This is a genomic window from Bradyrhizobium sp. LeoB3 (assembly GCF_055456055.1).
In genome coordinates this window covers 1-26488 of the sequence record NZ_JBVBEF010000057.1, presented here as the reverse complement: position 1 = coordinate 26488, position 26488 = coordinate 1, and the positions used below count along the sequence as shown (strand labels likewise).

The window sequence follows — 26488 nt, the reverse complement described above, 5'->3', positions numbered from 1 at the left end:
CTCTCAGACCAGAAGCGGGGCGGTGAAGGATTTGATGCGGATCAAATCAGACGAGACATGGCGTGATTGAGTCACACCGTTGCAAAAGTATCACGGCAAACACCGATGCGATTCAGTCGTAGCGGTAACACACGACCGCGCTCGTCATACTTCGCGGGCATGACAACGGAGATTCGCGAAGCACTATCCGAGCGTGATGTCTTCCGTCACCTCGTGCTTGAGCCCGACAGCGTCGATCGTCAGCGTCATTTTTGCAGTCAGCTTCTCGTGGCCTTTGAGACGGCCGGCGTCGATGCCGTCGCGTACGGCCTTTTCGATCTCGCGCTGGGAGGTGATGCCGACGCGCTTCAGGAATCGGCGCAGGCTTTCGTTGAAGACGTCTTCGTTCATGACGGTCCTCCTTGGCTCATGGCCTCACCGGATTGTTGAGCATGTCTTCGGCGAGATTGCGCTGCCGGCGGTCGGTCCTCGCTTCGGCGTTCTGCCGCTGGACGTCGCGGTCCTTGCGGCAGGCGACATATTCGGGCGAGCCCTGCTGGACATTGTTGGCGCGGCAGAACGCGTCGTCATCGCCCGCGGCGTCTGCCAGCGGCGCAGATCTATGCTCGAGGCAGCCGGCGAGCAGCGGGGCGAGCAGGAACAGCGCGATATGGGCTCGGGCGAAGTAACGTCGCATACGTGGGTTCCCTCTTTCGTCATTGCCGGGCGCCCCGTCCCCGACCCGATCGGGGATGACCCGGCAATCCATCGAAAAGATGGCGGCTTCTCTGATCTTGATGGATGCCCGGGTCATCCCCGATCGGGTCGGGGACGGGCGCCCGGGCATGACGATCCAACCGTCACACCCTTCCCTTCAGCGCGTCGCCGATCTCGTCAAGTACCTTGGGGTCCTCGATCGTGGCCGGCATGGTCCAGCTTTCGCCGTCGGCGATCTTCTTGATGGTGCCTCGGAGGATCTTTCCGGAGCGCGTCTTCGGCAGGCGGCCCACGGTGATCGCGAGCTTGAAGGCGGCCACGGGGCCGAGCTTTTCGCGCACCAGCGCTACGATTTCCTTCTCGATCTCGGCCGGCGGACGGCTGACGCCGGCCTTCAGCACCAGGAGGCCGCAGGGCACTTCGCCCTTGATCGCATCATTGATGCCGAGCACGGCGCATTCGGCGACATCGGGATGCGACGCCAAAATCTCTTCCATGCCGCCGGTGGAGAGCCGGTGGCCGGCGACATTGATGATGTCGTCGGTGCGGCCCATCACCCAGACATAGCCGTCCTCATCCTTGTAGCCGGCATCCGAGGTCTTGTAGTAGCCGGGGAATTCGGAGAGATAAGCTTCCTTGAAGCGCTCGTCCTGCTGCCACAGCGTCGGCAGGCAGGCGGGCGGCATCGGCAGCTTGACCACGATCGAGCCCATAGTGCCTGCGGGCACTGGCCTTGCGGCCTCATCGACCACATCGACCTGATAGCCCGGCATCGGTACCGTCGGCGAGCCGTGCTTGACCGGCAGCATGCCGAGGCCCACCGGATTGCCGGCAATGCACCAGCCGGTCTCGGTCTGCCACCAATGGTCGACCACCGGCACCTTCAATTGTGCTTCCGCCCATTCCACCGTCGGCGGATCGGCGCGCTCGCCGGCGAGGAAGAGCGTCCGGAAGTTTGCGAGATCGTATTGCCGGATGAACTTGCCTTCCGGATCCTCCTTGCGGATGGCGCGGAAGGCGGTCGGTGCGGTGAAGAACGCAACCGCCTTGTGCTCGGAGATAACCCTCCAGAACGCACCGGCATCGGGTGTGCCGACCGGCTTGCCTTCATACATGACCGAGGTCGCGCCATGGAACAGTGGGCCGTAAACGATATAGCTGTGGCCGACCACCCAGCCGATGTCGGAGCCGCACCACCAGACCTCGCCCGGCCTGACGCCATAGAGGTTGAACATCGACCATTTCAGCGCGACCAGGTGCCCGCCATTGTCGCGCACGACGCCCTTCGGGATTCCCGTCGTGCCCGAGGTGTAGAGGATGTAGAGCGGATCGGTCGCGAGCACCGGGACGCAAGGCGCGGCCTTGCCGGCATCGAGCGCGGCGCGGCGCAGACTGGCCCAGTCGTGATCGCGGCCCGCAGTGAGCTCGCAACCATGCTGCGGGCGCTGCAGGAGGATGCAGCCTTGCGGCTTGGCGCTGGCAAGCTTGATCGCCTCGTCAAGCAGCGGCTTGTACTGCACGATGCGGCCGGGCTCGATTCCGCAACTTGCCGAAAAGATCAGCTTCGGCTTGGCATCATCGATGCGGCTGGCCAGCTCCTTTGCCGCAAAGCCGCCGAACACCACGCTGTGCACCGCGCCGATCCGCGCGCAGGCCAGCATCGCCACCACCGCTTCCGGCACCATCGGCATATAGAGGATGACGCGGTCGCCCTTGGTCACACCGAAATCCTGCATGACCGCGGCGAGCGTCTGCACTTCCTTCAGAAGCTCGGCATAGGTGAATTTCGTCACGCTGCCGGTGAGCGGGGAATCGTGGATCAGTGCGACCTGCTCGGCGCGACCGCCCAGGACATGGCGGTCGAGCGCGTTGTAGCAGGTGTTGACGACGGCGCCGGTGAACCAGCGTCCATAAGCGCCAAGCGAGGGATCGAAAATCTTCTTCGCGGGCTCGATCCAATCGATCTCCCGCGCCGCCTCGATCCAGAAGCCCTCGGGATCAGCCAGCGAACGTGCATAGACCTCGTGATAGCGGCTGTCGTGAATGTTCATGGCGTCCTCCCGGTCCTTCTCCCCGTCATGGCCGGGCTCGTCCCGGCCATCCACGCATTGCTTCCTCGCAGGGAAGGACGTGGATGCCCGGCACAAGGCCGGGCATGACGCAAGCGGCTAGTTCATCGTCTTTGACCGCATTGTCACGGAGAGCGGTCATGATTCAAGCTGAAAAGAGCGCTCCGTTCAGCCAGCGCCATCCTAATACCCGTCGGCCCCGTTCAGCTTCTGGAGGCGCTGCTTCATCGCCTTCTGCAGGTCGTAGCCGGGACGGCCGAACTGGGCGTTGCGGCGGGCGATGAATTCGTCCTGCTCGCGCTGCAGGGCGCGGGCGGCACGCGGATTCTCGGCAGCGCGGATCGCCCTGGCATTCGCCGCAAAGATCTCGCGATCGAGATCGGCGAGTTCCGGATTGCCGCAGATGACCTTCTCCACCGCGCGGTGCGCCTTGGCACAATTGAAACTTGGCTTGCCGGCAACGGCCATCAGCGCGCCCAGGCGCTCCAATTCGAGCGCCAACGACTTGTAGTTCGCGCGCGCCGCGGCGTGATCGGGGTTCAGCTTGATCGCCGCGCCGAAATCAGCGAGCGCCTTGGGCCGGTCGCCCTTCTTGCGCCAGAGCTCGCCGCGCGCATTGAAGCTATCGGCAAGCGTCGGATCCAGCCTCAGCACCGCGTCGTAATCGGAGATTGCGCGGTCGACCATGTCCTTGCGGGCATAAGCGTCAGCACGCGCGATCAGCGCCTTGACGCGATCGGCCTTGGCGGTGTTTTCGTTGTCGATCAGCGCCGTGCAGAGCTCAACGGCCTTATCGTTGTCGTCAGCGCCGGCAGCAGTGAGGCATGGCGCGGGGTCGGCCTGCACATCCCTGAGCGGCTCTACGCTGGTTGCAAATGCATGCTGCGCAAGCGCCATGCAAAGGCCCGACGCGACGAGACCGCGTCGGATGAAGAGCCAGGGTTGCATCGATTGGTCCGGAAGGAATTCTTGATCTCAGCCGATGGTAGCAAACGACGCGTACCCCGCACAGCGGGAGATTTGTCGCGATTTACGCGCTTGCCCATAGGCTCGCAAACTGATGCTAGATTGGCATACATCTGCCAACGGGAATTTGACGCGTGTCAACCTTCGAATGGATCATCGTCCTGCTGCTCGTCGCCATCCCGCTGTCGGCGGTGGCGCGGCGAATCAACGTGCCCTATCCGACCTTCCTTGCGGTCGGCGGCGTGCTGCTGACCTTCCTGCCGTCGGGGCCATCCTGGACATTGGAACCCAGCCTCGCGCTGGCGCTGTTCGTGGCGCCTGTGCTGGTGGATGCTGCGTTCGACACCTCGCTGCGGGACCTCCGCAACAACTGGTTGCCGGTGACGATGCTGGTGCTTGCGGCGGTCGGGACCACCACCGCCGCGGTCGCACTGGTGGCGCACTGGTTCAAGCCTGATATGCCATGGGCCGCAGCGATCGCGCTGGGCGCCATCGTGGCGCCGCCGGATGCGGCGGCCGCGGTCGCGATCCTGCGTCAGGTCAAGCTGCCCTATCGGCTCCTGAAAATCCTCGAAGGCGAGAGCCTGCTCAATGACGCTAGCGCGCTGCTGATTTATCGCATCGCCGTCGGTGCCGTGGCGATCGAGCATGCGAAGCTGCACGAATTCGCGCCCGCGGTAGCGTGGGCGCTCGTCGGCAGCCTGCTCGCCGGCTTTCTCTTCGCGAGGATCTCGGCACTGCTGACGCAACGGATCAGCTACGCGCCGAGTGCGATCATTACCCAGTTCGGCGGCACGTTCATGATCTGGATCATCGCCGAGCGGATCGGCCTTTCCGGCATTCTTACCGTCGTGGTCTTCGCCATCACGCTGGCCCGCACCGCACCGGCGCGAACTCCGGCCCGGCTGCGTGTCCCGTCCTATGCGGTGTGGGAGACCGTGGTATTCGTGCTCAACGTGCTCGCCTTCATGTTCATCGGGATGCAGCTCAAGCCGATCTGGGCCGGCCTCGATGGCTACGTGCGCATGGAATACTGCATCTTTGCCGCGAGCGTGCTGGTGGCCGTGATTCTCGCGCGCATCGCCTGGGTGATGAGCTATGGCGCCGTCTTTCGGCGACTGGTGGCATGGGGGCTCTTCCAGCCATCGCGCGCGGCGCCGCCGCCGACAATCAAGAGCGGCTTCGTCGTGTCCTGGTGCGGCATGCGCGGGATCGTCACGCTGGCGGCGGCCTTTGCATTGCCGGAGGATTTTCCGTATCGCGACCTGATCCTGCTGACCGTCTTTTCGGTGGTGTTTGGAACGCTGGTGATCCAGGGCTTGACCCTACGGCCACTGATCATGGCGCTGCGTCTGAAGGACGACGATCCGGTGGCGGCCGAGGCGGCGCGCGCCCGCGCCATCGCCTTTCGCGCCGCGCTGGAGGAGATCGACAGCGATCCGTCCGAAGAGGCCGAAATCCTCAGGCTGGAGTACCGCGCGCTCCTGATGCGCGCCGAGACCGATCCAAGCGGCGGCGTCACGTCGAGCGAGCTTCCCGCCGATCCCTTAAGGCGCCGCGCCATCAGTGCCGCCCGGCAATCGCTGTTGACGCTGCGTGAATCCGAGGAGATCGGCGATGACGCGTTTCACCTGGTCGAGGAAGAGCTCGACCGTGCCGAATTGAGCGCGGAGGCGTAGCGGAGGATTTGTAGGGTGGGCAAAGCGCAGCGTGCCCACCTTTCTTGCACCGAACGTGGATGGTGGGCACGCTGCGCTTTGCCCACCCTACGGCACCGTACGTCAACTCACCTTCAGCGTCACGCCGCCGTCGACGACGAGCTCAATGCCGGTGACGTATTTCGATTCATCCGAAGCCAGGAACAAGGCAGCGTTGGCGACGTCCCAGGCGTCGCCCATGTGGCCCATCGGCACCTGCGCGTCGCGGGCGCGCCACATCGCTTCCACGTCGCCCGCGGAATAGCTGGCGGCGAGGCCGGCGGAATGCGCCACCATCGGCGTCTTCATCAGACCGGGCAGGATCGCGTTCACCCGCACATGGTCGCGCGCGAACTGCACCGCGCTGGTGCGCGTCATCTGGTTCATCGCGGCCTTCGTGGTGGCGTAGGTGACATAGGAGATGCCGAGATGGCGGATCGAGGCGATCGAGGAGATGTTGATGATCGAGCCGCCGCCCTGCTTCTGCATCACCGGGATCACGTGCTTCATGGCAAGATAGGCGCTCTTGAGGTTGACGGCGAACACGCGGTCCCATTCCGCCTCGCTCACCTCGACCACGTTGCCCATCTCGGCGATGCCGACATTGTTGTCGAGCACGTCGATGCGGCCATACGTCTTCAGGCATGCGGCGACCATCGCCTCGACGTCGGCCGCACGTGAGACGTCTGCGGTGAACGCTGCCGCCTTGCCGCCCTCGCCGGTGATGATGCCGGCCGTCTCTTCCGCGGCGGCCGCGTTACGGTCGACGCAGAACACGCTGGCACCCTCGCGCGCAAAGGTGACGGCGGTCGCCTTGCCGTTGCCCCAGCCCGGCCCGATCGAGCCGGCGCCGACCACCATCGCGATTTTGCCCTTGAGCCGATCCATTGGCTTCTCCCCTTGTTAGTGTTCGTATTGCAGCCAGGCGCCCGCGGTCAACCCAGTCCGGCTGATGTGCCCGATGCACACTCCGCATGCATCATCCGAAAGTCGCAGGCGCGATGCCCCTTGCAACGTTTGCCCCAAACCAGCATGAATGCGCCGCCCAAGACCCGGCCGTCCAGCCGGGTTAGAGAGAGCGTACTGGGGGAAGCATGACCACAGAAGGCCGACCGTCAGGCAAATCGTCGTCCAATGACGAAGTCGTCGCCATCTCCGAGGAGGCGCTGCAGAAAGCGGAAACCTTCGTAGAGGCCGAGGAAGGCGCGACCAACCGCCTGATGGGATGGGCAGGACGCATTTCGACCACGATCGCGGTGGTCATGAGCCTGTTCCACCTCTATGCGGCCTACGCGATCGTTCCGACCCAGGAACTCCGCTATACCCATGTCGCCTTCACGCTGGTGCTGAGCTTCCTCTTGTTTCCGCTCGCCACGCGGTTTCGCAACCGCGTCCGCTGGTGGGACATCGTGCCGGGCATCGTTGCGGTCGCAACCATCGTCTATGCGCTGTGGGGCGGCGAGGATTTCACCGACCGCGCCACCACGCCCGACCACCTGGATGTCATCGTCGGCATTGTCTTCATCGTGCTGCTGCTCGAGGCGACGCGGCGCACCACCGGACCCATCATGCCCGTGGTGTCGCTGTTCTTCATCGCCTATGCCATGCTCGGTCCGCATCTGCCAGCGCCGTGGACCCACCGCGGCTACGACCTGTCCCGTCTGGTCGGCCATCTCTTCATCACGCTGGAAGGCATTTTCGGCGTCGCCGTCGACGTGTCGGCTACCCTGATCATCCTGTTCACGATCTACGGCGCATTCCTGCAGCAATCCGGCGCCGGGAAGTTCTTCATCGACTTCTCGCTGGCGCTGATGGGCGGCAAGCCGAACAGCGCAGGACGGACGGTCGTGCTGTCGTCGTTCCTGCTCGGCGGCCCCTCAGGTTCGGGCGTTGCCACGACCGTGATGATCGGCACTGTGGCCTATCCGATGCTGGCCAAAGCGGGTTTTGAGAAAAACGCCGCCGGCGGATTGCTGGCGGCCGGTGGCCTCGGCGCGATCCTGTCGCCGCCGGTGCTGGGCGCGGCCGCGTTCCTGATCGCCGAATTTCTCAAGATCAGCTATCTCGACGTGATCTGGATGGCGACCATCCCGACCTGCCTCTATTACATGTCGCTGCTGTTCATGGTCGAACTGGATGCCCGCAAATTCGGCGCCAAGGACGTCAACTTCAAGCCGGAGATGACGCTCGGCCAGATGACCAAGCGCTACGGCTTTCACTTCGTCTCATTGGCCGCCGTGGTCGTGTTCATGATCATCGGCTATTCGCCGTCACTGTCGGTGTTCTACGCAGTTGTGGTCACCTTCGCGTTGAGCTTCCTGCGGAAGGAAACGGCGCTGGTGCCCACGAAGCTGGTGAAGGCGCTGGCCGACGGCTCGATCGGCGCGCTCAATGCCGCGACCACCTGTGCATGCGCCGGCATCGTCGTCGGCATCGTGACGCTGACGGGCCTCGGCCTGAAATTCTCGTCGATCGTGATCAGCTATGCCGGCGGCAGCTTACTACTGACCGCGATCTACACTTCGCTGATCGTCTGGATCATCGGCCTCGCGGTGCCGGTGACCGCCTCCTACATCATCTGCGCCGTGATCGCAGCGCCGGCGCTGATCAAGCTCGGCGTGCCCGATTACGCCGCGCACATGTTCATCTTCTACTACGCCGTGCTGTCGGAGGTGTCGCCGCCGACAGCGCTGTCGCCGTTTGCGGCTGCCGCCATCACCGGCGGCGATCCCTACCGCACGACGCTGCAATCGTGGAAATACACGCTGCCGGCCTTCCTGGTGCCGTTCGTGTTCGTGCTCGACCCGCAGGGCGTCGGCCTCCTGCTGGCGATCCCCAAAGGCGGCTCGTGGGTCGATATCCTCGAAATCACGCTCAAGGCGACCATCGGACTGCTGGCGCTGGCCGCGTTTGCCCAGAACTGGGCCCTGCGACAAACTACGCCGATCGAACGCGGCCTGCTTCTGCTATCCGGATTGCTATTGGTGTTTCCGAGTTTGATCGAGGCGATCGTCGAATGGATGATCGGCCGCGATATCAGCTACACCTACGTGCCAGGCCTGATCATAGGCCTCGGCGTGCTGCTGTGGCAGGCGAGAACACCGACGCCGAAGGAACCGGCGCTTACGATTTAATGAGGGAGTGACAGGATGAAGAAACTGAAAAAGACCGTGGCGATGCTGGCTGTGACGATCTCGGCCGGTCTCGCCTTTGCCGGCATCGTTCATGCGCAGCAGAAGATCATGTCGATCGGCACCGGCGGCACCGGCGGCGTCTACTATCCGCTCGGCGGCGCGATCGCCAACGTGCTCTCGAAGAATCTTCCCAATGTGCAGGCCACCGCCGAGGTCACCGGCGGCTCGGTCGACAATCTCAAGCTGATCGGCACCGGGCAGAGCGAAATGGGCTTCACCATGGCCGATGCCGCGCTCGACGCACTGCAGGGCCAGGACAAGTTCAAGAACAACAAGGTGCCGCTGCAGGCCCTCCTCGTCGTTTATCCGAACCGCATGCATGTGGTGACCGTCGAGGGCACCGGCATCCAGACCATGGCGGACTTCAAGGGCAAGCGCGTTTCGACGGGTTCGCCCGGCAGCGCCACCGAAGTGATGGCATTCCGCGTCATCGAAGCCGCCGGCCTCGACAAGGACAAGGACATGAAGCGCGAGCGGCTCGGCGTTGCCGAATCCGTCAACGCCATCAAGGACGGCAAGATCGATGCATTCTTCTGGGTCGGGGGCATCCCGACCGCGGCGGTGACCGACCTCGCGGCGACCCCCGGCGTCAAGATGAAGTTGATCGATCATGGCGACCTGGCCGAGAAGATGAACGCCAAATACGGCAAGCTCTACTCCGCCAGCAAGATCAAGGCAGGCTCGTATCCGGGCTACGACAAGGACAATTCCATCACCGAGGTCTGGAACCTGGTTGTCACCGGGGACAAGATGAGCAACGACGATGCTTATACGATCGTCAAGACGCTGGTGGAAAAGAAGGCCGACATCGTCGCCGTGCACAAGGAAGCCGAGAGCTTCTCGCTCGACAACCAGCGCCAGGATCGCTCCCCGATCCCGTTCCATCCGGGCGCATTGAAGTATTTCAAGGAAAAGGGCATCGACGGCTAGCACCTCTCAACCACAATTTCCTGACTGCAAGCCGAGCGGCGCCATCGTGCGCCGCTCGATTTTTCGGCGCCTATCCTTCCGCATCGCTCAAGGACCTCCAAATGCCTTCTTCGACCGTCGCTTCGTCAAATCTTACCCGCCGCTCGCTGCTGCGAGGCACCGCCGCGCTTGCCGGCGCATCAATGCTGCCGCGGCTGGCGCGCGCCGCCGAATGGCCGACGCGGCCGGTCAAGCTCCTGGTGCCATTTGCCGCCGGCGGCACCACCGACATCCTGGCCCGCGTGGTTGCGGCCAAGGTCTCCGAGGAATTCGGCCAACAGTTCATCGTCGAGAACAAGACCGGCGCCGGCGGCAATATCGCGGCCGACGCCGTCGCCAAGGCCGATCCCGACGGTTACACCTTCCTCGTGGGCACGCCCGGCACGCATGCAATCAATCCGTTCGTGTTCAGCAACATGCCGTTCGATCCGCTGAAGGATCTCGCGCCGGTCATCATCATCGCGCGGGTGCCCAATCTCTGCTCGGTCACCAACTCGCTGCCGGTGAAGTCGGTCGCCGAACTGATCGACTACGCCAAGTCGAAGCGTGGCGAATTGTTCTACGGCACGCCCGGGCTCGGCAGCACCGCGCATGTCTCGACCGAGCTGTTCCGCTCGATGACCGGGGTCGAGATCACGCATGTGCCCTACAAGGGCAGCGCGCCGGCATTGACCGACCTGATCGCCGGCCGCGTGCATCTGATGATCGACAACCTCCCCGCCGCGCAGCCCTTCGCCGAAGCCGGACAGATCCGTCCGCTTGCGGTGTCCACTTCCAAGCGCTGGCCGCTATTGCCCGACCTTCCGACGATCTCGGAGGCGGGCGTGCCCGGCTATGACGCCGCCTCCTGGTTCACGATCGCGGCTCCTGCGAAAACGCCGAAGGAGATCATCGTCCGCCTCAACGCGAGCGTCGACAAATTCCTCAAGACCGAGGACGGGATTGCACGCCTGCGCAAGCTCGGCGCCGACCCCGTCGGCGGTTCGGCCCAGGACATGCAGGCTTACGTGCTGGCGGAGACCGAGAAATGGGGCAAGGTCGCCAAATTCGCGGGCATCAAGCCGGAGTGACGATGGCAGTTCAGTCATTGGCAAGGATCGTATTCCCTGCTTAATTTTCCCTGCGCGAAACCGGCCCGCCAGTGGCCGGCGCAACCGGGAGAAACGCCAATGCCTGCTTACCGCGCCGTCGGACTATCTTTGGGAGCCGCAGTCCTGCTCTGCAATCTCACGTTCAATCCTGTCCATGCGAAACCTTTCATGATCGTCGGGCTCGACGAGAAGGTGTTATGGGATGACGATGGAAAACCGATCCTGTCGGCGCCCGGCAAGGACCAGGTTCTCATCCTCGACCTCGCCAATCCCGAAAATCCCAAGACCGTCGCCTCACTGCCGCTGAAGAATTCGGTGGTGGGACCGCCGGTCAATCTCGACATCGACCCGACCGGCTCGATCGCTCTCGTCGCCGATTCAGTCGATGTGACCAAGGACGGCGATGCGCTGAAGCAGGTGCCGGACAACAAGGTCTATGTCATCGATCTCAAGGCCAACCCGCCGAAGCTGGCAGCAACCGTGACCGTCGGCAAGCAGCCGTCCGGGCTCAGCATCAGTCCGGACGGCAAGATGGCGTTGGTCGCCAATCGCGGCGACAATTCCGTTAGCGTGCTCTCGATCAATGGGACTGACGTCAAGGTCACCGACACGATTGCGTTGCCCGACAGCGTCGCCCATGTGGCGTTCACGCCGGACGGCAAGCGGGCGCTTGCTGTCCGCTTCCCCGCGCACAAGGTCTCGGTGCTCGATATCGCCGGAGACAAGGTGACCTACAACAAGGTTGATCTGCCGACGGGCCAATGGCCATACAATGTCGCGGTGACACCGAACGGCAAACTCGCACTGACGGCCGACAATGGCGGCGCCGGCTCATCCGACGGCAGCGTCGACACCACGAGCGTGATCGATCTCGAAGGCAGTCCGCCGCGCATCATCGATCGTGTGGTGGTCGGCGACGGCCCCGAGGGCTTTGCGATTTCGCCGAAGGGAGATCTCGCTGTCGCCGCCATTTTGCGCGGCTCCAACATGAAGAATGCATACTACCATCAGAAGAACGGCAGCCTCACGGTGCTGAAGATCGACGGCAAGAAGGTGACCAAGACTCAGGACATCGAGGTCGGTGGCTTGCCCGAAGCCGTCGTGTTCACGCCGGACGGCAAGTACCTGCTGGCCGGAAATTACCTGACCCAGGATTTCTCGATCCTGAAAGTCGATGGTGGGAAGGTCAGCGACACCGGAAAACGCTTCAAGGTGCCGGGTCACCCGGCTTCGGCGCGCATGGGGCACTAGAGCATGATCCGGAAAAGTGGAGACCGGTTTTTCCGAAAAGATCATGCTCAAACAAAGAACGATCTGTAGCGGCATCGATCACGTGAACGCTATTCTCAAAACGGGAATCGATCACGGCGAGAACGATAAACAACCACAGACATTAACGCGTGCTGCCGCCGCGAAACGACGCGGCGGCGCACCATTGCAATCGCTTGCGAGCAGTTCGGACCGAATGGCGTCGGAGCACGGCATTTGAGGCCGCCGACGCGCTGATCTGCTTCGATTATTCATTACAATTTTAGCTTTATTTGTCTCTTTAACCCTACCTAAGCATTCATGGGGATTTGAAAGGAGGGTCCTCAAATTTCCCGATTAAGGCCGCCACGGAGATGTACGAGTCAAATCGACATCACGGGAAAGGGCGGGCATGAATCAAATCAACCCCAGGGAATACGCACGACCCGGCTGGTTCGGTCATCGCAAATTGACGCCGCGGGCTTGCGTCGCCGATAGCAAGAAGCACCTTCGTACCTTTCTTTCTGATGCTCTTGAGGATCTCGGCTTCATCACCTCGGAGTGCGGCGAGGCCACCGAACTGGATGGCGCGCTGGACGCGCATCGGCCCGACCTGCTTGTGCTCGGTGTCTCCGTCAACGGGATCGAGGTCGGCAGGATTCTGGAGGTTCTGGTCAGGAAGAATTTCGCCGGCAAGGTTCTCGTCATCGGCCCGCCCGAGTCGATTATGGTAAAAGCAGTCAGGCAAATTGGCGAAGAATACGGCGTAGCCATGCTGCCGCCGCTGGCGACGCCGTTCGGCGCCGGAACGCTGCGCGACAGCGTTGCGATGCTGCTGCCGCAGGAGCCCGCGCCGAGCCCCGCGGTCGATGTGGCAGAGGCGCTCAAGGCCGGCTGGCTCGAATTGTGGTACCAGCAGAGGATCAACCTGCGCACGCTGGTGCCCGCGGGCGCGGAGGCCCTGGTCAGGATGCGGCATCCGGCGTGGGGTGTGGTGCCGCCGGCCTATTTCATTCCCGATGAAAGCGATCCGCATTTCCATGCGCTGTCCGAATTCGTGGTCGGTCGCGCCATCGAGGACTGGCACTATCTCTTGGAGCAGAAAGGACCGGTGGATCTCTCGATCAACCTGCCGGTATCGTTCCTGAGCGATCCGCAAGCCGTGCGCGAATTATGTCGCCGCGTGCCGCAGCATCCCGCCTTCGGCGGCCTCCTGCTCGAGATCGGAAGCGCCGAGGTGATCGAGAACCTGGACCTCGTGGTCGAGGTGGCGCGGCAGGTGCGGTTCCACAACATCGCAATTTCTGTCGACCAGGTGGGCACGGAGTGGCCCTCGCTGATGGGAGTGAAGAACTTCCCCTTCGTCGAACTGAAGATCGATCATCAATTCGTCACCGGCGCCGCCGACGACCGGCTGAAGCAGACCGTGTGCAAACATGTCGTCGAGCTCGCCCACGACCACGGCGCGCGGGCGCTCGCCCAGGGCGTCGAGACCCGCGCCGACTTTCTCACCGCCCATGCGGTCGGCTTCGACCTGGTGCAGGGCTATCTGTTCGGCAAGCCGATGGGGGTGAAGAAGTTCGCCCGCTCGCGGCCGTCGCCGGCTGCGAGCGCTGAATCGAAATCGTGACGTTCACTGGAACGTCATGTCGATGCATTTCGAGATGTCCGAGCCGAGGCCGGAAGAGATGGTGATGCAGCCTCGCACTTTCTGCACGTTGTTATCACTGGCCCAGACCGAATAGCCGCCGGGACCGAAGAACGAGTTGGTGTTCGGCGGCTCGGTTTCAGTGGCATCGAAGGAATAGTTGCCATCGGTGTCGAAGATGCGCGGCCGCTTGGTGCAGCCGCCATCGGCCTGCACGTTGATAACCTCCTTGTTGTCGCGCGTCAGCGCCAGCGAGACCTGGCAGCGGAAATATTCCGAGGTCTTGGTGTTGAACAGATAGGCGTAGGACTTGCAGGTCGCCGTGTTAAGCTTGCCGGCGGACAATCCACGGCTGCAGGCGATGCGCTGGTTGTTGGAGAGCTTGAATTCGTCGGCATAAGCCGCGGTGGCCATCGTCATGAGCGAGAGCGCAATACCGAAACCGATATTCATGCCGGGGGTCATTCGAATCATCCCTATCAAACTTTTCGCAATCATGCGTTTGTAGATGGAAACGGCAACATAATCGCGAAGCAGGAAATCACAAACCCGCAGGTTGCACGTGATGCCGCACGACGACTTCCGTCGTATTGACGGAATAATGACGTTCGTGATTTGTTCAAGACAAGGGCGCCGGTTTCGGCAGCGACGACTGGGGAGGATGATCATGACTCGATTTCAGGCCAAGAGCTTTTTGATAACGGCTTTTTTGACGGCAGCGGCACTGACGACGCTGGCTGCTCCCGCACTCGCACAGGATGCATCGCCCGCACCCTGGGAGCTGAAGTCCGACATGGGCTACGCCTATGGCAAGGACGGCTCGACCCTCGCCTACAAGATGGGGACCAACAATGCCGGCCTGCTGCTCAAAGGCGCCAAGAAGGTGCCAAGAGGCACGCTGTTCTTCGTCGGCCAGAACGGCCAGCTCTACATGCGCTCCGGCCCCTATCTCGAGGGCGACGGCAAGTTCATGTTCGGATCGAATTAGGCGACGATGCCGCTGTAACCTGTAGGGTGGCAAAGCGCAGCGTGCCCACCATCCACGGTCGGTGCAAGAAAGGTGGGCACGCTCGCTTTGCCCACCCTACGGCCCGCGGGCCACTAAAACACTGACGCCAGTTCCTTGGCGCCGGGCTTGTTGCTGTTGAAATCCATCCGCTCGTCGGTGACTGCGAGCAGCTTTGCCACCGTGTTGTGGCGGATCGCGACCGGGTTGCGCTCGTAGCCGCCGCGCTGGAAGAAGTTGGCCGTCGGCACCCTCTCGCGCATCGCATGCGGCATCGTGACCATGTCGTAGCCGGTGCCGTCTCCGGTGAGGTTCATCATCTCGAGTTCGGCCGCGCTCAGCGGGCGGGTATAGCCCTTGTTCCGCGCGAAGATGACTGACGTCAGCAGCTTGTGGGTCTGCAGCATCGGGCCGACGTCGATATCGAGCACCATGGAATGGACCGCCCAGCCCTGCGGCGTGCTCGCGAGCCGCTCATGCGCCGACCAGTCGTCCGGCACCGTGCGTGCGAATGCCACCATCTTCTTCAGCACCGCGAGCTTGTGTTCCATCGCCTTGCGCGCGGGACCGGACAGCGTAGCGGCCTTTTGAGTCAGCACCTTGATGAACTCAGGGCCCTGCTGGGCGATCAACTCGACGGTGTTGGTGGTGAGCAACTGATTGTAGCCGATTGCGGTCGAGATCGCCTTTGTGCCCGGACCGCGGTAGCCCGACTGCATATCGTGATTGCCGGTGCCGCCGGTCTCGAAGGAATAGACCCGCACCGCCTGCTCGCGCGTCAAGCCGGCCGCGAGCGCGTAGCGGGCGTAGGCGCGCTTGAACTCGATCTCGGTGGCCGGCCGCTCTGGCGTGAACTGAAACTGCTCGGCGGCGGCCTTCAAGAAATCGGCGACGAGAGGAATGGTCCTGCGTGGACGCGACGGTTCCTCTTCTTCAGGTTCCGGATTCACCGGCCGTTTCGGCCCGGTATAGAGCGGCGGCTGGTCGAGCACATAATCATCGAGCGTGATCGGCTGTCGCTCGCGCCGTTTGGCGTTGCGGGTGCGCCGTTTCTCGGAAATCGCACTCCAATAGGCGCCCGCCTCCTCATCGAAGGCAGCGCGCGCTTCCTGATATTCGCGCAGCTTGCGGCGATATTCGGCGATCGCCTGCGGCGTTGCGGCCTGCGCCATCGCATCCGCGGTGGATGCAGAAAGGGTGGCAGCCTCGACCGCCACGGCCTCCGGCGCGCCCGCGAACAGCGCGAGCGCGACCAATCCGGGGAAACAGCGAATCAATGGCGGGCGCATGCCCTCTTGTAGCAAGGACGCGCGCGATGTCAGCCTCGAATTGAATCACTCAAAAGCGACCAAACGCCCCGCCATGGCCCAGAACAAGTGCTTCTCACTCCGGCTCGACGCCGCTGGCCTTCACGAGCTGCGCCCACTTCTTCTCGTCCTTGTCGATGAACTCGGCGTAATCCTCGGGCGAGCCCGGCGTGATCTCGGTGCCGTCAGAGCCCAATTGCCGCTTCACCTCCTCGGAGGCGAGCGCATCGCGCAGCACCTTGTTGAGCTTGTCGACGATCGGCCGCGGCGTGCCGGCCGGTGCCGCGAGGCCATAGTAGAGCGAAGCGTCGAATCCGGGAACGCCGGCCTCGGCGATCGTCGGCACGTCGGGCAGGAGACCGGAGCGGGTCACGCTGGTCACCGCGAGTGCGCGCAGCGTTCCGCCGCTGACGTTGGCGTGAGAGGCAGGGATCGGCGCAAATGCCATCGGGATGTGCCCGCCAATGAGGTCGACCAGCGCAGGGCCCGTTCCCTTGTAGGGAACATGCACGAGCGAGATACCGGCACTGCGCGCGAAATATTCGCCAGTGATGTGGCTTGCTGTGCCGGCGCCGGCCGAACCGAAACTGACCTTGCCCGGATTTTGTTTGGCATAGGCGATCAGCTCGGCGACGCTCCTGGCCGGGAACGACGGATGCACGACCAGCGAATTCGGCGCATTGCCGATCATGCCGATCGGCGCGAAATCCTTGCGCGGATCGTAGCCCGCCTTCTTGTAGAGCGACGGGCCGATCGCGAGTGTCCCGGTATAGCCGAGCACCAGCGTGTAACCATCGGGATCGCTCTTGGCGACCGCCTTGGTGCCGACCGTGCCGCCGGCGCCGGGGCGGTTGTCGATCACGATCTTCTCGCCGAGCAATTCACTCATCTTCTCGGCAATGCCACGGCCGACGATGGACGTGCTGCCGCCGGGCGCGAAGGGGATGACGAGCGTGATCGGCCGGTTCGGATAATCCTGGGCCTGCGCGGGATGCGATGCTGCGCCGACAGCGAGCGCGGCGATGGCAGTGTAAAGTCGCTTCTTCCAGGACAGCATGCCCGAACGCCTCCCCCGATGTTTGTTGTTATGGTGGCATTGTCACCCAAATGCTTGGCATCAGCAACCGGACTTCGGACTACACATCGGCAATGACGTGATTGACACCGCTGCCAGACCCTCATGGTGAGGAGCGCGTAGCGCGCCTCGAACCATGAGGCCCTGCCGGTGGCCTCGCCCTTCGAGACGACCGCTGCGCGGTCTCCTCAGGGTGAGGAGATAGAGTTGCGCGTGCGGCTCCCTACTTCCAGGCGAAGACCGGCTGCTCGAGATCGGCGACGCGGGTGTCGCGGCCGGCCAGCACTTCGCGGAACTGATAGATCAAGGCAGCCGTCGGCGCGTGGATGTGCTGGCCGGCGTGGCGGAAGCGGATCACGCGCCTGACACTCTCGGGAATGGTGGTGAAGCTGAACGCATCCTCCGCCTCGATCGATTCAAGCGTGATGCGATGGACGGAAGCTACCTCGTCCGGGTTGGGCATGATCGGCGCCCGTGTCGAGACCCACACTACCACCGGAGTGATCAGATAGCCCGAGCGGGTCGGATAGTCGTCGAGCACGCCGAGCACGTCGCCATCATCGACGCGCAGCCCGAGCTCTTCGTGCAGTTCGCGCAGTGCCGCTTCCGCCTGTGTCTCACCGGAATCGCAGCGTCCGCCGGGCAGCGCCCATTGCGCGCTGTGGCTGCGCAAGCTGGCCGCACGGCGGGTGAGCAGGAATGCGGTCTCCTCGCCCTCGCCGCTCGTGAGTGCGATCGCGACCGCCGCGCGTTTGAGCAGCGGCGCAGAATCGTCCGGCAGGCGCCTGAACGCCGTACAGAGCTCTGCGATATTCCGCCGGGTGGCATCATCAAATGAACGGGCCATTGATCTTGACTACAACAGTCCCGCGTTCGATGAAATGACCTGATATCATGCCTCGCCGGACGGAAAGCATCACATGACGAAACATGCCGCGGAAAAGCTCAAATCCGACGGCTGGAAGATCGTCGATACATCCGGTTTCCTGCATCTGGTCGGGCCGCTGTGGCAGCGCCTCGTCGATGACGAGCATGAATATGCGTTGATCACCGAGGACAAGCATCACAATCGCCGCGGCCTGGTGCAAGGCGGCGTGATCATGACCTTCGCGGACCGCACCTGCGGCATGACCGCCCGCTATGTCTCGGGCAAGCCGGCGCTTGCGACCGTGCAGCTTGATACGCACTTTGTGAAGGCCGGCAAGATCGGCGAAACCTTGATCTCGAAGCCGCGTGTGGTGCGCTCGACCAGGAGCCTGATCTTCATCACCACCGAAGTGACCGTCGACAAACGCTGCATCGCCATGGCGAACGGCGTGTTCAAGATATTGAAGAGCGAGTAACACCATTGTCATTCCGGGATGGTGCGCTGGCACCAGACCGCAGATGCGCAGTTGCGCATCGGGGAATCTCGAGATTCCGGGCTCGATGCTCCGCATCGCCCCGGAATGACGCCAGGAGGAGATACGATGCAGTACGGTCAACTCGGCCGCAGCGGCCTGAAGATTTCGCCGATCTGCCTGGGCACCATGATGTTCGGCGGCCCGACCGACGAGGCGACGTCGGCGCGGATCATCGCAAAGGCGCGCGAGGCCGGCGTCAACTTCATCGACACCGCGGATGCCTATAATGGTGGAAACTCCGAGCAGGTGGTGGGCCGCGCGATATCCAACAACAGGCAGAACTGGGTCCTCGCCACCAAGCTCGCCAATCAGATCGGCGACGATCCGAATTTCGGCGGGCTGTCGCGGCGCTGGGTGCTGCAGGCGGCGGAGGCGAGCCTGAAGCGGCTCGGCACCGACTACATCGACATCTACTACCTGCACAAGGAAGACCACACGACGCCGCTGGAGGAGACTGTGCGCGCGATCGGCGACCTGATCAGGCAGGGCAAGGTGCGCTACTTCGGCGTCTCGAACTATCGCGCCTGGCGCGTTGCCGAGATCTGTAACATCTGCGACCGGCTCGGCCTCGACCGCCCGATCGTGAGCCAGCCCTATTACAACGCGATGAACCGCATGCCCGAGGTCGAGCACCTGCCGGCCTGCGGCTATTATGGCCTTGGGGTGGTACCCTATAGCCCGCTCGCCCGCGGCGTCCTGACCGGCAAATATCGCGCTGATGCCACCCCCGACAAGGACACCCGTGCCGGCCGTAACGACAAGCGCATGATGCAGACCGAGTGGCGGCCGGAATCGCTCAAGCTTGCGCAGGAGATCAAGCAATATGCGGAAGCACGCGGCATCACGGCCGCGCAGTTCGCGGTCGCCTGGGTCTTGAATTCATGCTTCGTCTCCGCCGTGATCGCCGGTCCGCGCACCGAAGCGCAATGGGACGATTACGTCCGCGCGCTCGACTATCGCTTCACCGTCGAAGACGAGGCGCTGATCGACCGGCTCGTCGTGAGCGGGCATGCTTCCACGCCCGGCTACAACGATCCGGCCTATCCGATCGAGGGGCGGCGGGCGCGGACGGCGGAGCGGTCCTAGCCGCGCTGAAGATTGAAATAAGCCGCAGACAGCCTTCACGGGCGGCGCCGACGACACCCGAGGCCGCTTCCGACTCGGGCACGCGGACCTCATCCGGTGCCGACGCTGCTCACGATGCCGGAGAGCGATCCGATTGCGGCCGCGGCGCCGTGGTTCTTCGAGGCGCTCTGCTGCCGCAGGACGCTGTTGTGCTTCTCCGCCAGTGAGCATGGCAATCTTGCGCCGAATTTGAGACCAGTGATTCACCCGGCCCTGCGAGCGGGGATCGAGGCGATGTTGACGACGGCCGGCCTTTGGCTCAGAGATGCCGAGGTAAGAGCGTGAGCCTCGATGGAAAGCGCGACGCTGGTCCAAGCCCTCAATCTCCTGGGAACGCTGGTGTTTGCGCTCAGCGGCGCCGCCGCGGGCGTCCGGCAACGCATGGATATTTTCGGCGTTCTCGTGCTAGCCTTCGTGACCGCAGTTGCCGGCGGCGTTCTCCGTGATCTCCTGATCGGCGCGACTCCACCTGCCTCCGTGACGAATTGGCATGCGCTCGCCATTTCCGCCGCCGGCGGCCTGTTCGCCTTCTGGTTCTCGGCGGTGATCGATCGCCTGCGCTTTCCGGTCGAACTGTTCGATGCGGCGGGCCTTGGCATCTTCGCAACGACCGGCACACAGAAAGCCCTCGAATACGGCATTCCCCCTGTCATGGCCACGATCCTCGGCATGGTGACGGGGATCGGCGGCGGAATGGTGCGAGACCTGCTCTCCGTGCGGATGCCCATCGTCCTCTATTCCGAGTTCTACGCCATGGCCGCCCTCGCCGGCAGCGCGGTCGTCACGGTCGGACACGCGCTGGGCATGCCGGTCGCGGCCACCCTGCTGCCCGGCACGGCACTCTGTGTGCTGCTTCGCGTCTTGGCGCTCTATCACGGGTTCAGCCTGCCGCAGCCGCGCCGACGCGACGACGAACCCTCGGACCGGTAACCCGATCGCGAGATGCTGGGGCGAAGTCGACTACGCTGAAAGTCTAATAGAGCCTCCAGCCCTGCGGCTTGTTACCGGAGCCTTTTCTTCTCCTGCCGGGAATAAATCCGAACTCGCAGTCGCGAGCTTGTTGCTCGCGGCCCGCGTCCTAGCGTCGCATCATCGGGAACGTTCTTGCCAAACTCCTGCGCACGCCTTTGTCTTCCTTCCTAAAAAAGAGCGGATCCTAAAGGGACCGCCAATCATAAGGGCAGGGAGGAAACCATGACCAAATCCAATAAAGGCAGTACGTCCAGTCGCCGCCGCTTCCTGAAGGTTGCGGCCGCGGGCGCCGCAGCAAGCGTTGCAGCGCCCACCATCGTCAGCGCGCAGGGCCCGATCAACATGCGCTGGCAAAGCACCTGGCCGGCCAAGGATATTTTCCACGAATACGCGCTCGACTACGCCAAGAAGGTCAACGACATGACCGGCGGCGACCTCAAGATCGAGGTGCTTCCCGCCGGCGCCGTGGTGCCGGCCTTCGGCCTGCTCGACGCCGTCTCGAAGGGGACGCTCGATGGCGGCCATGGCGTCTTGGTCTATCACTACGGCAAGCAGACCGCGCTGGCGCTGTGGGGCTCCGGTCCGGGCTACGCGATGGATGCCAACATGCTGCTGGCCTGGCACAAATATGGCGGTGGCAAGGAGCTGCTCGCCAAGCTCTACGCCTCGATCGGTGCCAATGTCGTCTCCTTCCCCTATGGGCCGATGCCGACCCAGCCGCTCGGCTGGTTCAAGAAGCCGATGTCCAAGGTGGATGACTTCCAGGGCCTGAAATTCCGCACCGTCGGCATTTCCATCGACGTGTTCACCGGCCTCGGCGCCGCCGTCAACGCGCTGCCAGGCGGCGAGATCGTCTCGGCGATGGACCGTGGCCTGCTCGACGCTGCCGAGTTCAACAACGCGACTTCCGACCGCGTGCTCGGCTTCACCGACGTCTCCAAGATCTGCATGCTGCAGAGCTACCATCAGAATGCCGAGCAGTTCGAGATCATGTTCAACAAGACCAAGTACGATGCCCTGCCGGACAAGATGAAGGCCATCATCTCCAACGCCGTCGAAGCGGCCAGCCAGGACATGAGCTGGAAGGCGATCGACCGCTACTCGAAGGACTACGAGGAGATGCAGACCAAGGACAAGGTCAAGTTCTACAAGACGCCGGATTCGATCCTGCAGAAGCAGCTCGAGATCTACGACCAGGTGGTTGAGAAGAAGTCGGCCGAGAACTCGCTGTTCAAGGAGATCGTCGAATCCCAGCTCGCCTTCGCCAAGCGCGCGACGCAGTGGGAGAACGACACGGTGGTCAACCGCCGTATGGCCTACAACCACTATTTTGGCCCGAACGCCAAGAAAAAGACCTGACGGGCGCTGCGCACGACCGAAAGCGTCATCCGGGGACAGCGAACCGCGGATGGCGCTTCCGCTGTCTCTACACCAACCCGATACTTCCGGAACGGCCGGTAGCGAACGCAGATGAGCGCACAGCGTTTCCTGTACATGATCGACGGCATCAGCACCTGGACCGGCAAGGCCGCGGCGTGGCTGGTTGTCGGGCTGATGGGCCTTGTCTGCGCCGAGGTCTTCAAGCGTTACATCCTCAACATGCCGACGGCGTGGATTTTCGACGCCTCCAATATGCTGTACGGCACCCTGTTCATGATCGCGGGCGCCTACACGCTGGCGCAGAACGCCCATGTCCGCGGCGATTTCCTCTACAGCTCGATGCGGCCGCGCCTGCAGGCCTCGCTCGACCTCGTGCTGTATTTCGCGTTCTTCCTGCCGGGCATCGCGGCGCTGGTCTACGCCGGCTGGGACTACGCGCTCGATTCCTGGCGCATCAACGAGCATTCCAATGTGACCGCCGACGGCCCGCCGGTCTATCATTTCAAGTTCATGATCCCGCTGGCCGGAGCCTTGGTGCTGCTGCAGGGCGCGGCTGAGATCGCGCGCTGCATCATGTGCCTCAGGACCGGCGCCTGGCCTGACCGACTCCGTGACGTCAGCGAGATCGACGTCGTCGAGGAGCAGCTCGCGCACAGCGAATATGTCGATGAGGAATCGCGCAAGGCCGCGATCGCGCATGCGCAGGACATCGAGGAGAGCGCGCGGCAGCGCGGCATGGGTGGAGACCTGCAACGATGAGCGATCCGGCACTCGGGCTGTTGATGCTCGTCCTCATCGTGATCGTCATCATGATGGGCTTCCCGACCGCGTTCACGCTGATGGGCCTCGGCATGTTCTTCGGCTTCTTCGCCTATCACCGGGGCGGCGAGGCCTGGGGCGACAATCACATCTTCGACCTGATGGTCCAGCGCACCTATGGCGCGATGACCAACGACGTCCTGATCTCGATCCCGCTGTTCGTGCTGATGGGCTACGTGATGGAGCGCGGCGCGCTGGTCGACAAGATGTTCTATTCGATCCAGCTCGCGTTCCGCCGCCTGCCCGCCTCGCTCGCGGTGGCGACACTGATCGTCTGCACATTTTGGGGCATCGCCTCGGGCCTGGTCGGCGCGGTCGTCGTGCTGATGGGCGTCATCGCCTTCAACCCGATGCTGAAGGCCGGCTACGACGTCAAGCTCGCCTCCGGCGTCATCACCGCCGGCGGCACGCTCGGCATCCTGATCCCGCCATCGGTGATGATCATCGTCTACGCGGCAGTGGCCGGACAGTCGGTGGTGAAGCTCTACGCCGCGGCGATGTTTCCCGGCTTCTTCCTCGCCTTCCTCTATCTGATCTATGTCGTCGGCTGGGCACTGTTGAACCCGAAGATTGCCCCGAAGCTTCCCGAGAGCGAAACCAAGGTTCCGGTGCGACCCTGGATCGCCAAGCTGCACCAGTCTTATTCGCGCAAGATGCTGCCCGCGCTACTTGCGGCGGTGCTGATGCCCAGAAGGGCCGTCAGCGCCGGCGTGGATGGCACCCGCGTCACCTATTCGATGCTGCTGACGAGCCTCGCTCACGCCCTCGTGCCGCTGGTGCTGACGCTGGCCACCCTGTGGGCCGCCTGGTGGTACGTCGTGATTCACCAGCAGCCGGATATTGCGCCGCAGCTCCCGGCCGCCGCGCAGCAGCAGCGAACCCAGGAAACGCTTCAGCCGCTTGGTGCAGGCGCCCAGCCCGCGGAAGAAAGCGCCGAAGAGAAACTCGAGGAGCTCGGCGGGGGCGGCGCGAGCCGGTCGGAGGCCACCACGAAGAACGAGCCGGAAATGCTGCAGGAGATGGGCAGTGCCGAGCTGCGAGGCAAAACCATCGCGGCGCCGGCGGAGCTCGGACCGCCGCCGGAGTTCTATACTTATTTCGCGTTCGTCGCCGGCATCTGCGGCGTGCTGCTTCTCTACTATTACTGGACCATGGAGGCCGAGCAGTTCGAGGTGCTGCGGCTGCTCATCACCTCGGTGATGCCGCTTGGCATCCTCACGGTGGTGGTGCTGGGCGTGATCCTGTTCGGCATCACGACCGCGACCGAATCGGCAGCAGTCGGTGCGGCCGGCGCCTTCCTGCTCGCCTTCCAGGCGCGGACGCTGGACTGGAAGCGCACCAAGGAAGCGGTGTTCCTGACCGCCAAGACCACCTCGATGGTGTGCTGGCTGTTCGTCGGCTCGGCGCTGTTCTCGGCGGTGTTCGCGATCCTCGGCGGCCAGGCGCTGCTGGAGAGCTGGGTGCTGTCGCTCAACATGTCGCCGGTCCAGTTCATGATCCTGTCGCAGGCGATCATCTTCATTCTGGGCTGGCCGCTGGAATGGACCGAGATCATCGTGATCTTCGTGCCGATCTTCCTGCCGATGCTGAAGCACTTCAACATCGATCCGATTCTGTGGGGTGTCCTGGTCTTCGTGAACCTGCAGGCGGCGTTCCTGTCGCCGCCGGTGGCGATGTCGGCCTTCTATCTCAAGGGCGTGGCGCCAAAGCACGTCACGCTGAACCAGATCTTCTCCGGCATGATGCCCTACATGCTGATCGTCATCATCTGCATGGTGCTGATGTATATCTGGCCCGGCCTGACCTTGTGGCTGCCGAACTATCTCTACGGTAACTGACGGGCGGCAAGGTTCTAATTCACTGCATCGAATTTGTAGGACGTCTGCAGGAACGTGCCGAAGCGTTCGGCGCGGATCGGGAGGGTCGATGTCGGAAACGGACTGCCGAATCCCCTCGTGAAAACATCGGTCGCCCACATCGACCAGAAGCGGCCGCCGACGCCGACACTGAAGCGCTCGGTCACGTCATAGGTCAGCACGGCTTCGAGCTGCATGCCGCGCCCAGTGCCGTTGGCCGGGGAATAGGGCGACGGCTCGTCGGAACGCAAGTAATGCGTATCGAGACCGGAAACGGAAACGTAGGGCAAATAGGCCGCGTCGGCCGTGAGCTTGAGTCCGGGCGCAATCGTGACGATCCCATTCACACCGATGCGCAGCGAGTGCCAGTCTTCGGACTGCGAGATGGTGATCCCGGTGGTCGGCGAGGGAACTGCGCAAATCACGCCGCCGCCGGGATACGCAATCTGGGCGCATCCATAGGAGTCCTTGCGGTCGCGATAGAAATTATAGCCTGCGAACGCCCCGAATTTCGCGCCCGGCGTTTCCAACAGGGTGTATCCAACGTCCAGCGTGGCATAGGCAATCGTGCCCTCGACCCTGCCCTGGTCTGTGTTCGAGTAGGCCATGGCTGTGTTGCGATAGGTTGGTAGCCAATCCTCATCGTTCATGTGGCCAGATGTCAGCCCGCCACCGCCGGCAAAGCCTTTCAGGAACACCCTGGCCGGACTGTCGACGCGGCCGAACACCTCGCCGGAGTGCCCTGTGGTCTCATAGGTGAGCCGTGAAATCAGCGCGTTCTGCAGCGGCTGATCTGTGCTCATACCGAGATCGTTCTGATAGCGACCGCTGCTGTACCAGTAACGCGCGCCGACTTCCGCCGTCCACCCGGAGACCGACGGCGCCGCCGTCAGCAAAGCGGCGGGCCGATTGTCCCAGCCGCGCGATGCGTCGACACCAGGGCGATAGTTCACGCCGAGCTTGACGACATGGCTGTCCTGCCGGACTCCCGTCGGCAGACCAGTGGTTTCGACCAGGCTGGCTGGATCGAGCGGCGCCGTCTGAAGACCGCCAAGTGGCGTCGCGATGTCGCGGCTTCCGAAATTGGCATAGTCGTATTCCAGCTTCATCGACCAAGCCGGTGCCAGAGCGTGTTCGACACCGAGCCCGATTGTCCATCCCCACTGCACGGCGTTGGCGTTCACCGAAGCTTCCGGCCGCTCGAAGAAATCGAGAGCGTTGGTCGTCATCGAGAAACGGCTCGACAGAAACGCGGCGCCGCCTTTCACATAGGCCAGCGAGTGACCGGCCGGCCCGAAGGCTTGGCCGACCCGCCCGGTGATGGTACCCATCGCATCCTGCCGGATACGACAGTTCGCCGAGACGAACAGGCCGGAATAGGCGAGACAGGTGTTGGTGCCGTCGGCATCGACGGCGGAGACATCGGCTTCGAGGCCGAACACCCATGGTGATCCGGCCTGCTGCCAGTTGTAGCCAAGCTGGCCACCGATGAGCGCCTTCGGCGTACGGATGTCGTCGCCATAGATCGACGGACCGTAGGGATCACCGACATGGGTGATGCCGGAGCCTCCGCCAAAATGTCCGCCGATATAGAAACCGTTCCAGGTCCACGGCAGTGGCGGCGCCTTCACGACCGGCCGCACAATGTCCGCAGAAAAAGCATCCGTTCCGTTCAGCGCCATGAGCACGCCGACCGCCACCACGTACCGCATCCGTAACACGAGCCGAGTCCTTGCCTTCGAGGAAACCAACTACGCATTACTGAGCCCGCACTATGGTAGGGGCGAAGATTCGAACACCACTGGAGATAGCATATCAGCCAAGCCCCGCAACACGGACTCGCGCGGAATGGAGCCAAGCGTTACCACGCGAAGCTGTGGTGGAGCAGTCCGTAGAGCCTGAGAACCAATTCGGTTTTCGGGTAGACGGCATCCGAAGTAGCGGATGTTGAAGACCTCGACGGTGGA

At 63.1% G+C, this 26488-nt stretch carries 25 protein-coding genes; 15 read left to right on the top strand and 10 right to left on the bottom strand.

Annotated features, from left to right (window positions below):
• Window positions 1-183: 183 nt before the first annotated feature.
• From ACZXDY_RS29315 to ACZXDY_RS29300, 4 genes are all read right to left on the bottom strand, one after another.
• Window positions 184-390: a DUF6494 family protein gene (locus ACZXDY_RS29315; protein ID WP_028168248.1), complete on the bottom strand. Its 207-nt coding sequence runs from the start codon at window positions 388-390 to the stop codon at window positions 184-186.
• 16 nt (window positions 391-406) lie between these two features.
• Window positions 407-676: a hypothetical protein gene (locus ACZXDY_RS29310; protein WP_028168247.1), complete on the bottom strand. Its 270-nt coding sequence runs from the start codon at window positions 674-676 to the stop codon at window positions 407-409.
• Window positions 677-839: 163 nt separating this feature from the next.
• Window positions 840-2747 carry a propionyl-CoA synthetase gene (locus ACZXDY_RS29305; protein ID WP_464347895.1) on the bottom strand — a complete coding sequence of 636 codons (1908 nt, stop codon included), beginning with the start codon at window positions 2745-2747 and terminating at the stop codon, window positions 840-842.
• Between the two features lie 201 nt (window positions 2748-2948).
• Window positions 2949-3713, bottom strand: a complete 765-nt coding sequence (locus ACZXDY_RS29300) for a tetratricopeptide repeat protein (protein WP_464347894.1) — start codon at window positions 3711-3713, stop codon at window positions 2949-2951.
• A gap of 152 nt (window positions 3714-3865) precedes the next feature.
• Here ACZXDY_RS29300 and ACZXDY_RS29295 point away from each other — a divergent pair, with 152 nt between their 5' ends.
• Window positions 3866-5410, top strand: coding sequence for a cation:proton antiporter (locus ACZXDY_RS29295; protein ID WP_464347893.1), 1545 nt, complete (start codon window positions 3866-3868; stop codon window positions 5408-5410).
• 102 nt (window positions 5411-5512) lie between these two features.
• Here the strand turns inward: ACZXDY_RS29295 and ACZXDY_RS29290 are convergent, their stop codons facing one another.
• A complete protein-coding gene (locus ACZXDY_RS29290) occupies window positions 5513-6316 on the bottom strand; it encodes an SDR family NAD(P)-dependent oxidoreductase (RefSeq protein ID WP_456643614.1) in 804 nt (267 codons plus the stop codon).
• A 206-nt stretch (window positions 6317-6522) separates the two neighbouring features.
• On the opposite strand from ACZXDY_RS29290, the gene ACZXDY_RS29285 reads away from it, so the two are divergent.
• The 6 genes from ACZXDY_RS29285 to ACZXDY_RS29260 all read left to right on the top strand — a co-directional run bounded on the left by ACZXDY_RS29285 (window position 6523) and on the right by ACZXDY_RS29260 (window position 13560).
• The gene (locus ACZXDY_RS29285) at window positions 6523-8562 is read left to right on the top strand and encodes a TRAP transporter permease (protein WP_130229696.1); all 2040 of its coding nucleotides are present in this window, start codon (window positions 6523-6525) and stop codon (window positions 8560-8562) included.
• Window positions 8563-8577: 15 nt separating this feature from the next.
• Window positions 8578-9552 (top strand): TAXI family TRAP transporter solute-binding subunit, encoded by a 975-nt coding sequence (locus tag ACZXDY_RS29280; protein ID WP_130229695.1) that lies wholly within the window; start codon window positions 8578-8580, stop codon window positions 9550-9552.
• Window positions 9553-9653: 101 nt separating this feature from the next.
• Window positions 9654-10661 carry a Bug family tripartite tricarboxylate transporter substrate binding protein gene (locus ACZXDY_RS29275; protein ID WP_464347892.1) on the top strand — a complete coding sequence of 336 codons (1008 nt, stop codon included), beginning with the start codon at window positions 9654-9656 and terminating at the stop codon, window positions 10659-10661.
• Between the two features lie 99 nt (window positions 10662-10760).
• A complete protein-coding gene (locus tag ACZXDY_RS29270; RefSeq protein WP_464347891.1) occupies window positions 10761-11933 on the top strand; it encodes a beta-propeller fold lactonase family protein in 1173 nt (390 codons plus the stop codon).
• Window positions 11934-11949: 16 nt separating this feature from the next.
• Window positions 11950-12171 carry a hypothetical protein gene (locus ACZXDY_RS29265; protein WP_464347890.1) on the top strand — a complete coding sequence of 74 codons (222 nt, stop codon included), beginning with the start codon at window positions 11950-11952 and terminating at the stop codon, window positions 12169-12171.
• A gap of 171 nt (window positions 12172-12342) precedes the next feature.
• Complete coding sequence (locus ACZXDY_RS29260) at window positions 12343-13560, top strand: EAL domain-containing response regulator (RefSeq protein WP_464347889.1); 1218 nt, start codon at window positions 12343-12345, stop codon at window positions 13558-13560.
• A 3-nt stretch (window positions 13561-13563) separates the two neighbouring features.
• On the opposite strand, the gene ACZXDY_RS29255 is transcribed toward ACZXDY_RS29260, so the two are convergent.
• Window positions 13564-14043: a hypothetical protein gene (locus tag ACZXDY_RS29255; protein WP_028168237.1), complete on the bottom strand. Its 480-nt coding sequence runs from the start codon at window positions 14041-14043 to the stop codon at window positions 13564-13566.
• A gap of 202 nt (window positions 14044-14245) precedes the next feature.
• Here ACZXDY_RS29255 and ACZXDY_RS29250 point away from each other — a divergent pair, with 202 nt between their 5' ends.
• Complete coding sequence (locus ACZXDY_RS29250; protein ID WP_028168236.1) at window positions 14246-14566, top strand: hypothetical protein; 321 nt, start codon at window positions 14246-14248, stop codon at window positions 14564-14566.
• A 113-nt stretch (window positions 14567-14679) separates the two neighbouring features.
• On the opposite strand, the gene ACZXDY_RS29245 is transcribed toward ACZXDY_RS29250, so the two are convergent.
• The 3 genes from ACZXDY_RS29245 to ACZXDY_RS29235 all read right to left on the bottom strand — a co-directional run bounded on the left by ACZXDY_RS29245 (window position 14680) and on the right by ACZXDY_RS29235 (window position 17813).
• The gene (locus tag ACZXDY_RS29245; RefSeq protein WP_464347888.1) at window positions 14680-15873 is read right to left on the bottom strand and encodes a hypothetical protein; all 1194 of its coding nucleotides are present in this window, start codon (window positions 15871-15873) and stop codon (window positions 14680-14682) included.
• 94 nt (window positions 15874-15967) lie between these two features.
• Window positions 15968-16948 (bottom strand): Bug family tripartite tricarboxylate transporter substrate binding protein, encoded by a 981-nt coding sequence (locus ACZXDY_RS29240; protein WP_464347887.1) that lies wholly within the window; start codon window positions 16946-16948, stop codon window positions 15968-15970.
• 241 nt (window positions 16949-17189) lie between these two features.
• Window positions 17190-17813 (bottom strand): NUDIX hydrolase, encoded by a 624-nt coding sequence (locus ACZXDY_RS29235; protein ID WP_464347886.1) that lies wholly within the window; start codon window positions 17811-17813, stop codon window positions 17190-17192.
• Between the two features lie 73 nt (window positions 17814-17886).
• Here ACZXDY_RS29235 and ACZXDY_RS29230 point away from each other — a divergent pair, with 73 nt between their 5' ends.
• From ACZXDY_RS29230 to ACZXDY_RS29200, 7 genes are all read left to right on the top strand, one after another.
• Window positions 17887-18309: a PaaI family thioesterase gene (locus ACZXDY_RS29230; RefSeq protein ID WP_464347885.1), complete on the top strand. Its 423-nt coding sequence runs from the start codon at window positions 17887-17889 to the stop codon at window positions 18307-18309.
• Between the two features lie 126 nt (window positions 18310-18435).
• A complete protein-coding gene (locus tag ACZXDY_RS29225; RefSeq protein WP_464347884.1) occupies window positions 18436-19455 on the top strand; it encodes an aldo/keto reductase in 1020 nt (339 codons plus the stop codon).
• Between the two features lie 96 nt (window positions 19456-19551).
• Window positions 19552-19779, top strand: coding sequence for a hypothetical protein (locus tag ACZXDY_RS29220; protein WP_464347883.1), 228 nt, complete (start codon window positions 19552-19554; stop codon window positions 19777-19779).
• A gap of 6 nt (window positions 19780-19785) precedes the next feature.
• A complete protein-coding gene (locus tag ACZXDY_RS29215; RefSeq protein WP_208828329.1) occupies window positions 19786-20424 on the top strand; it encodes a trimeric intracellular cation channel family protein in 639 nt (212 codons plus the stop codon).
• 264 nt (window positions 20425-20688) lie between these two features.
• A complete protein-coding gene (locus ACZXDY_RS29210; protein ID WP_464347882.1) occupies window positions 20689-21825 on the top strand; it encodes a TRAP transporter substrate-binding protein in 1137 nt (378 codons plus the stop codon).
• 111 nt (window positions 21826-21936) lie between these two features.
• On the top strand, window positions 21937-22605 hold the full coding sequence (locus ACZXDY_RS29205) for a TRAP transporter small permease subunit (RefSeq protein WP_130229586.1): 669 nt from the start codon (window positions 21937-21939) through the stop codon (window positions 22603-22605).
• Window positions 22602-24503: a TRAP transporter large permease gene (locus tag ACZXDY_RS29200; protein WP_464347881.1), complete on the top strand. Its 1902-nt coding sequence runs from the start codon at window positions 22602-22604 to the stop codon at window positions 24501-24503. The genes ACZXDY_RS29205 and ACZXDY_RS29200 overlap by 4 nt, the downstream gene beginning before the upstream one ends.
• 14 nt (window positions 24504-24517) lie before the next feature.
• Here the strand turns inward: ACZXDY_RS29200 and ACZXDY_RS29195 are convergent, their stop codons facing one another.
• On the bottom strand, window positions 24518-26233 hold the full coding sequence (locus ACZXDY_RS29195) for an outer membrane beta-barrel protein (RefSeq protein WP_464347916.1): 1716 nt from the start codon (window positions 26231-26233) through the stop codon (window positions 24518-24520).
• Window positions 26234-26488: the final 255 nt, after the last annotated feature.

Bases quoted from the DNA above. Each gene is read 5' to 3' on its own strand.
- ACZXDY_RS29270 (WP_464347891.1), top strand. From the start codon at position 10,761: ATGCCTGCTTACCGCGCCGTCGGACTATCTTTGGGAGCCGCAGTCCTG.
- ACZXDY_RS29310 (WP_028168247.1), bottom strand. From the start codon at position 676: ATGCGACGTTACTTCGCCCGAGCCCATATCGCGCTGTTCCTGCTCGCC.
- ACZXDY_RS29305 (WP_464347895.1), bottom strand. From the start codon at position 2,747: ATGAACATTCACGACAGCCGCTATCACGAGGTCTATGCACGTTCGCTG.
- ACZXDY_RS29205 (WP_130229586.1), top strand. From the start codon at position 21,937: ATGAGCGCACAGCGTTTCCTGTACATGATCGACGGCATCAGCACCTGG.
- ACZXDY_RS29315 (WP_028168248.1), bottom strand. From the start codon at position 390: ATGAACGAAGACGTCTTCAACGAAAGCCTGCGCCGATTCCTGAAGCGC.
- ACZXDY_RS29280 (WP_130229695.1), top strand. From the start codon at position 8,578: ATGAAGAAACTGAAAAAGACCGTGGCGATGCTGGCTGTGACGATCTCG.
- ACZXDY_RS29285 (WP_130229696.1), top strand. From the start codon at position 6,523: ATGACCACAGAAGGCCGACCGTCAGGCAAATCGTCGTCCAATGACGAA.
- ACZXDY_RS29215 (WP_208828329.1), top strand. From the start codon at position 19,786: ATGGAAAGCGCGACGCTGGTCCAAGCCCTCAATCTCCTGGGAACGCTG.
- ACZXDY_RS29275 (WP_464347892.1), top strand. From the start codon at position 9,654: ATGCCTTCTTCGACCGTCGCTTCGTCAAATCTTACCCGCCGCTCGCTG.
- ACZXDY_RS29200 (WP_464347881.1), top strand. From the start codon at position 22,602: ATGAGCGATCCGGCACTCGGGCTGTTGATGCTCGTCCTCATCGTGATC.
- ACZXDY_RS29240 (WP_464347887.1), bottom strand. From the start codon at position 16,948: ATGCTGTCCTGGAAGAAGCGACTTTACACTGCCATCGCCGCGCTCGCT.
- ACZXDY_RS29245 (WP_464347888.1), bottom strand. From the start codon at position 15,873: ATGCGCCCGCCATTGATTCGCTGTTTCCCCGGATTGGTCGCGCTCGCG.
- ACZXDY_RS29210 (WP_464347882.1), top strand. From the start codon at position 20,689: ATGACCAAATCCAATAAAGGCAGTACGTCCAGTCGCCGCCGCTTCCTG.
- ACZXDY_RS29195 (WP_464347916.1), bottom strand. From the start codon at position 26,233: ATGCGGTACGTGGTGGCGGTCGGCGTGCTCATGGCGCTGAACGGAACG.
- ACZXDY_RS29300 (WP_464347894.1), bottom strand. From the start codon at position 3,713: ATGCAACCCTGGCTCTTCATCCGACGCGGTCTCGTCGCGTCGGGCCTT.
- ACZXDY_RS29250 (WP_028168236.1), top strand. From the start codon at position 14,246: ATGACTCGATTTCAGGCCAAGAGCTTTTTGATAACGGCTTTTTTGACG.
- ACZXDY_RS29255 (WP_028168237.1), bottom strand. From the start codon at position 14,043: ATGACCCCCGGCATGAATATCGGTTTCGGTATTGCGCTCTCGCTCATG.
- ACZXDY_RS29235 (WP_464347886.1), bottom strand. From the start codon at position 17,813: ATGGCCCGTTCATTTGATGATGCCACCCGGCGGAATATCGCAGAGCTC.
- ACZXDY_RS29290 (WP_456643614.1), bottom strand. From the start codon at position 6,316: ATGGATCGGCTCAAGGGCAAAATCGCGATGGTGGTCGGCGCCGGCTCG.
- ACZXDY_RS29230 (WP_464347885.1), top strand. From the start codon at position 17,887: ATGACGAAACATGCCGCGGAAAAGCTCAAATCCGACGGCTGGAAGATC.
- ACZXDY_RS29225 (WP_464347884.1), top strand. From the start codon at position 18,436: ATGCAGTACGGTCAACTCGGCCGCAGCGGCCTGAAGATTTCGCCGATC.
- ACZXDY_RS29260 (WP_464347889.1), top strand. From the start codon at position 12,343: ATGAATCAAATCAACCCCAGGGAATACGCACGACCCGGCTGGTTCGGT.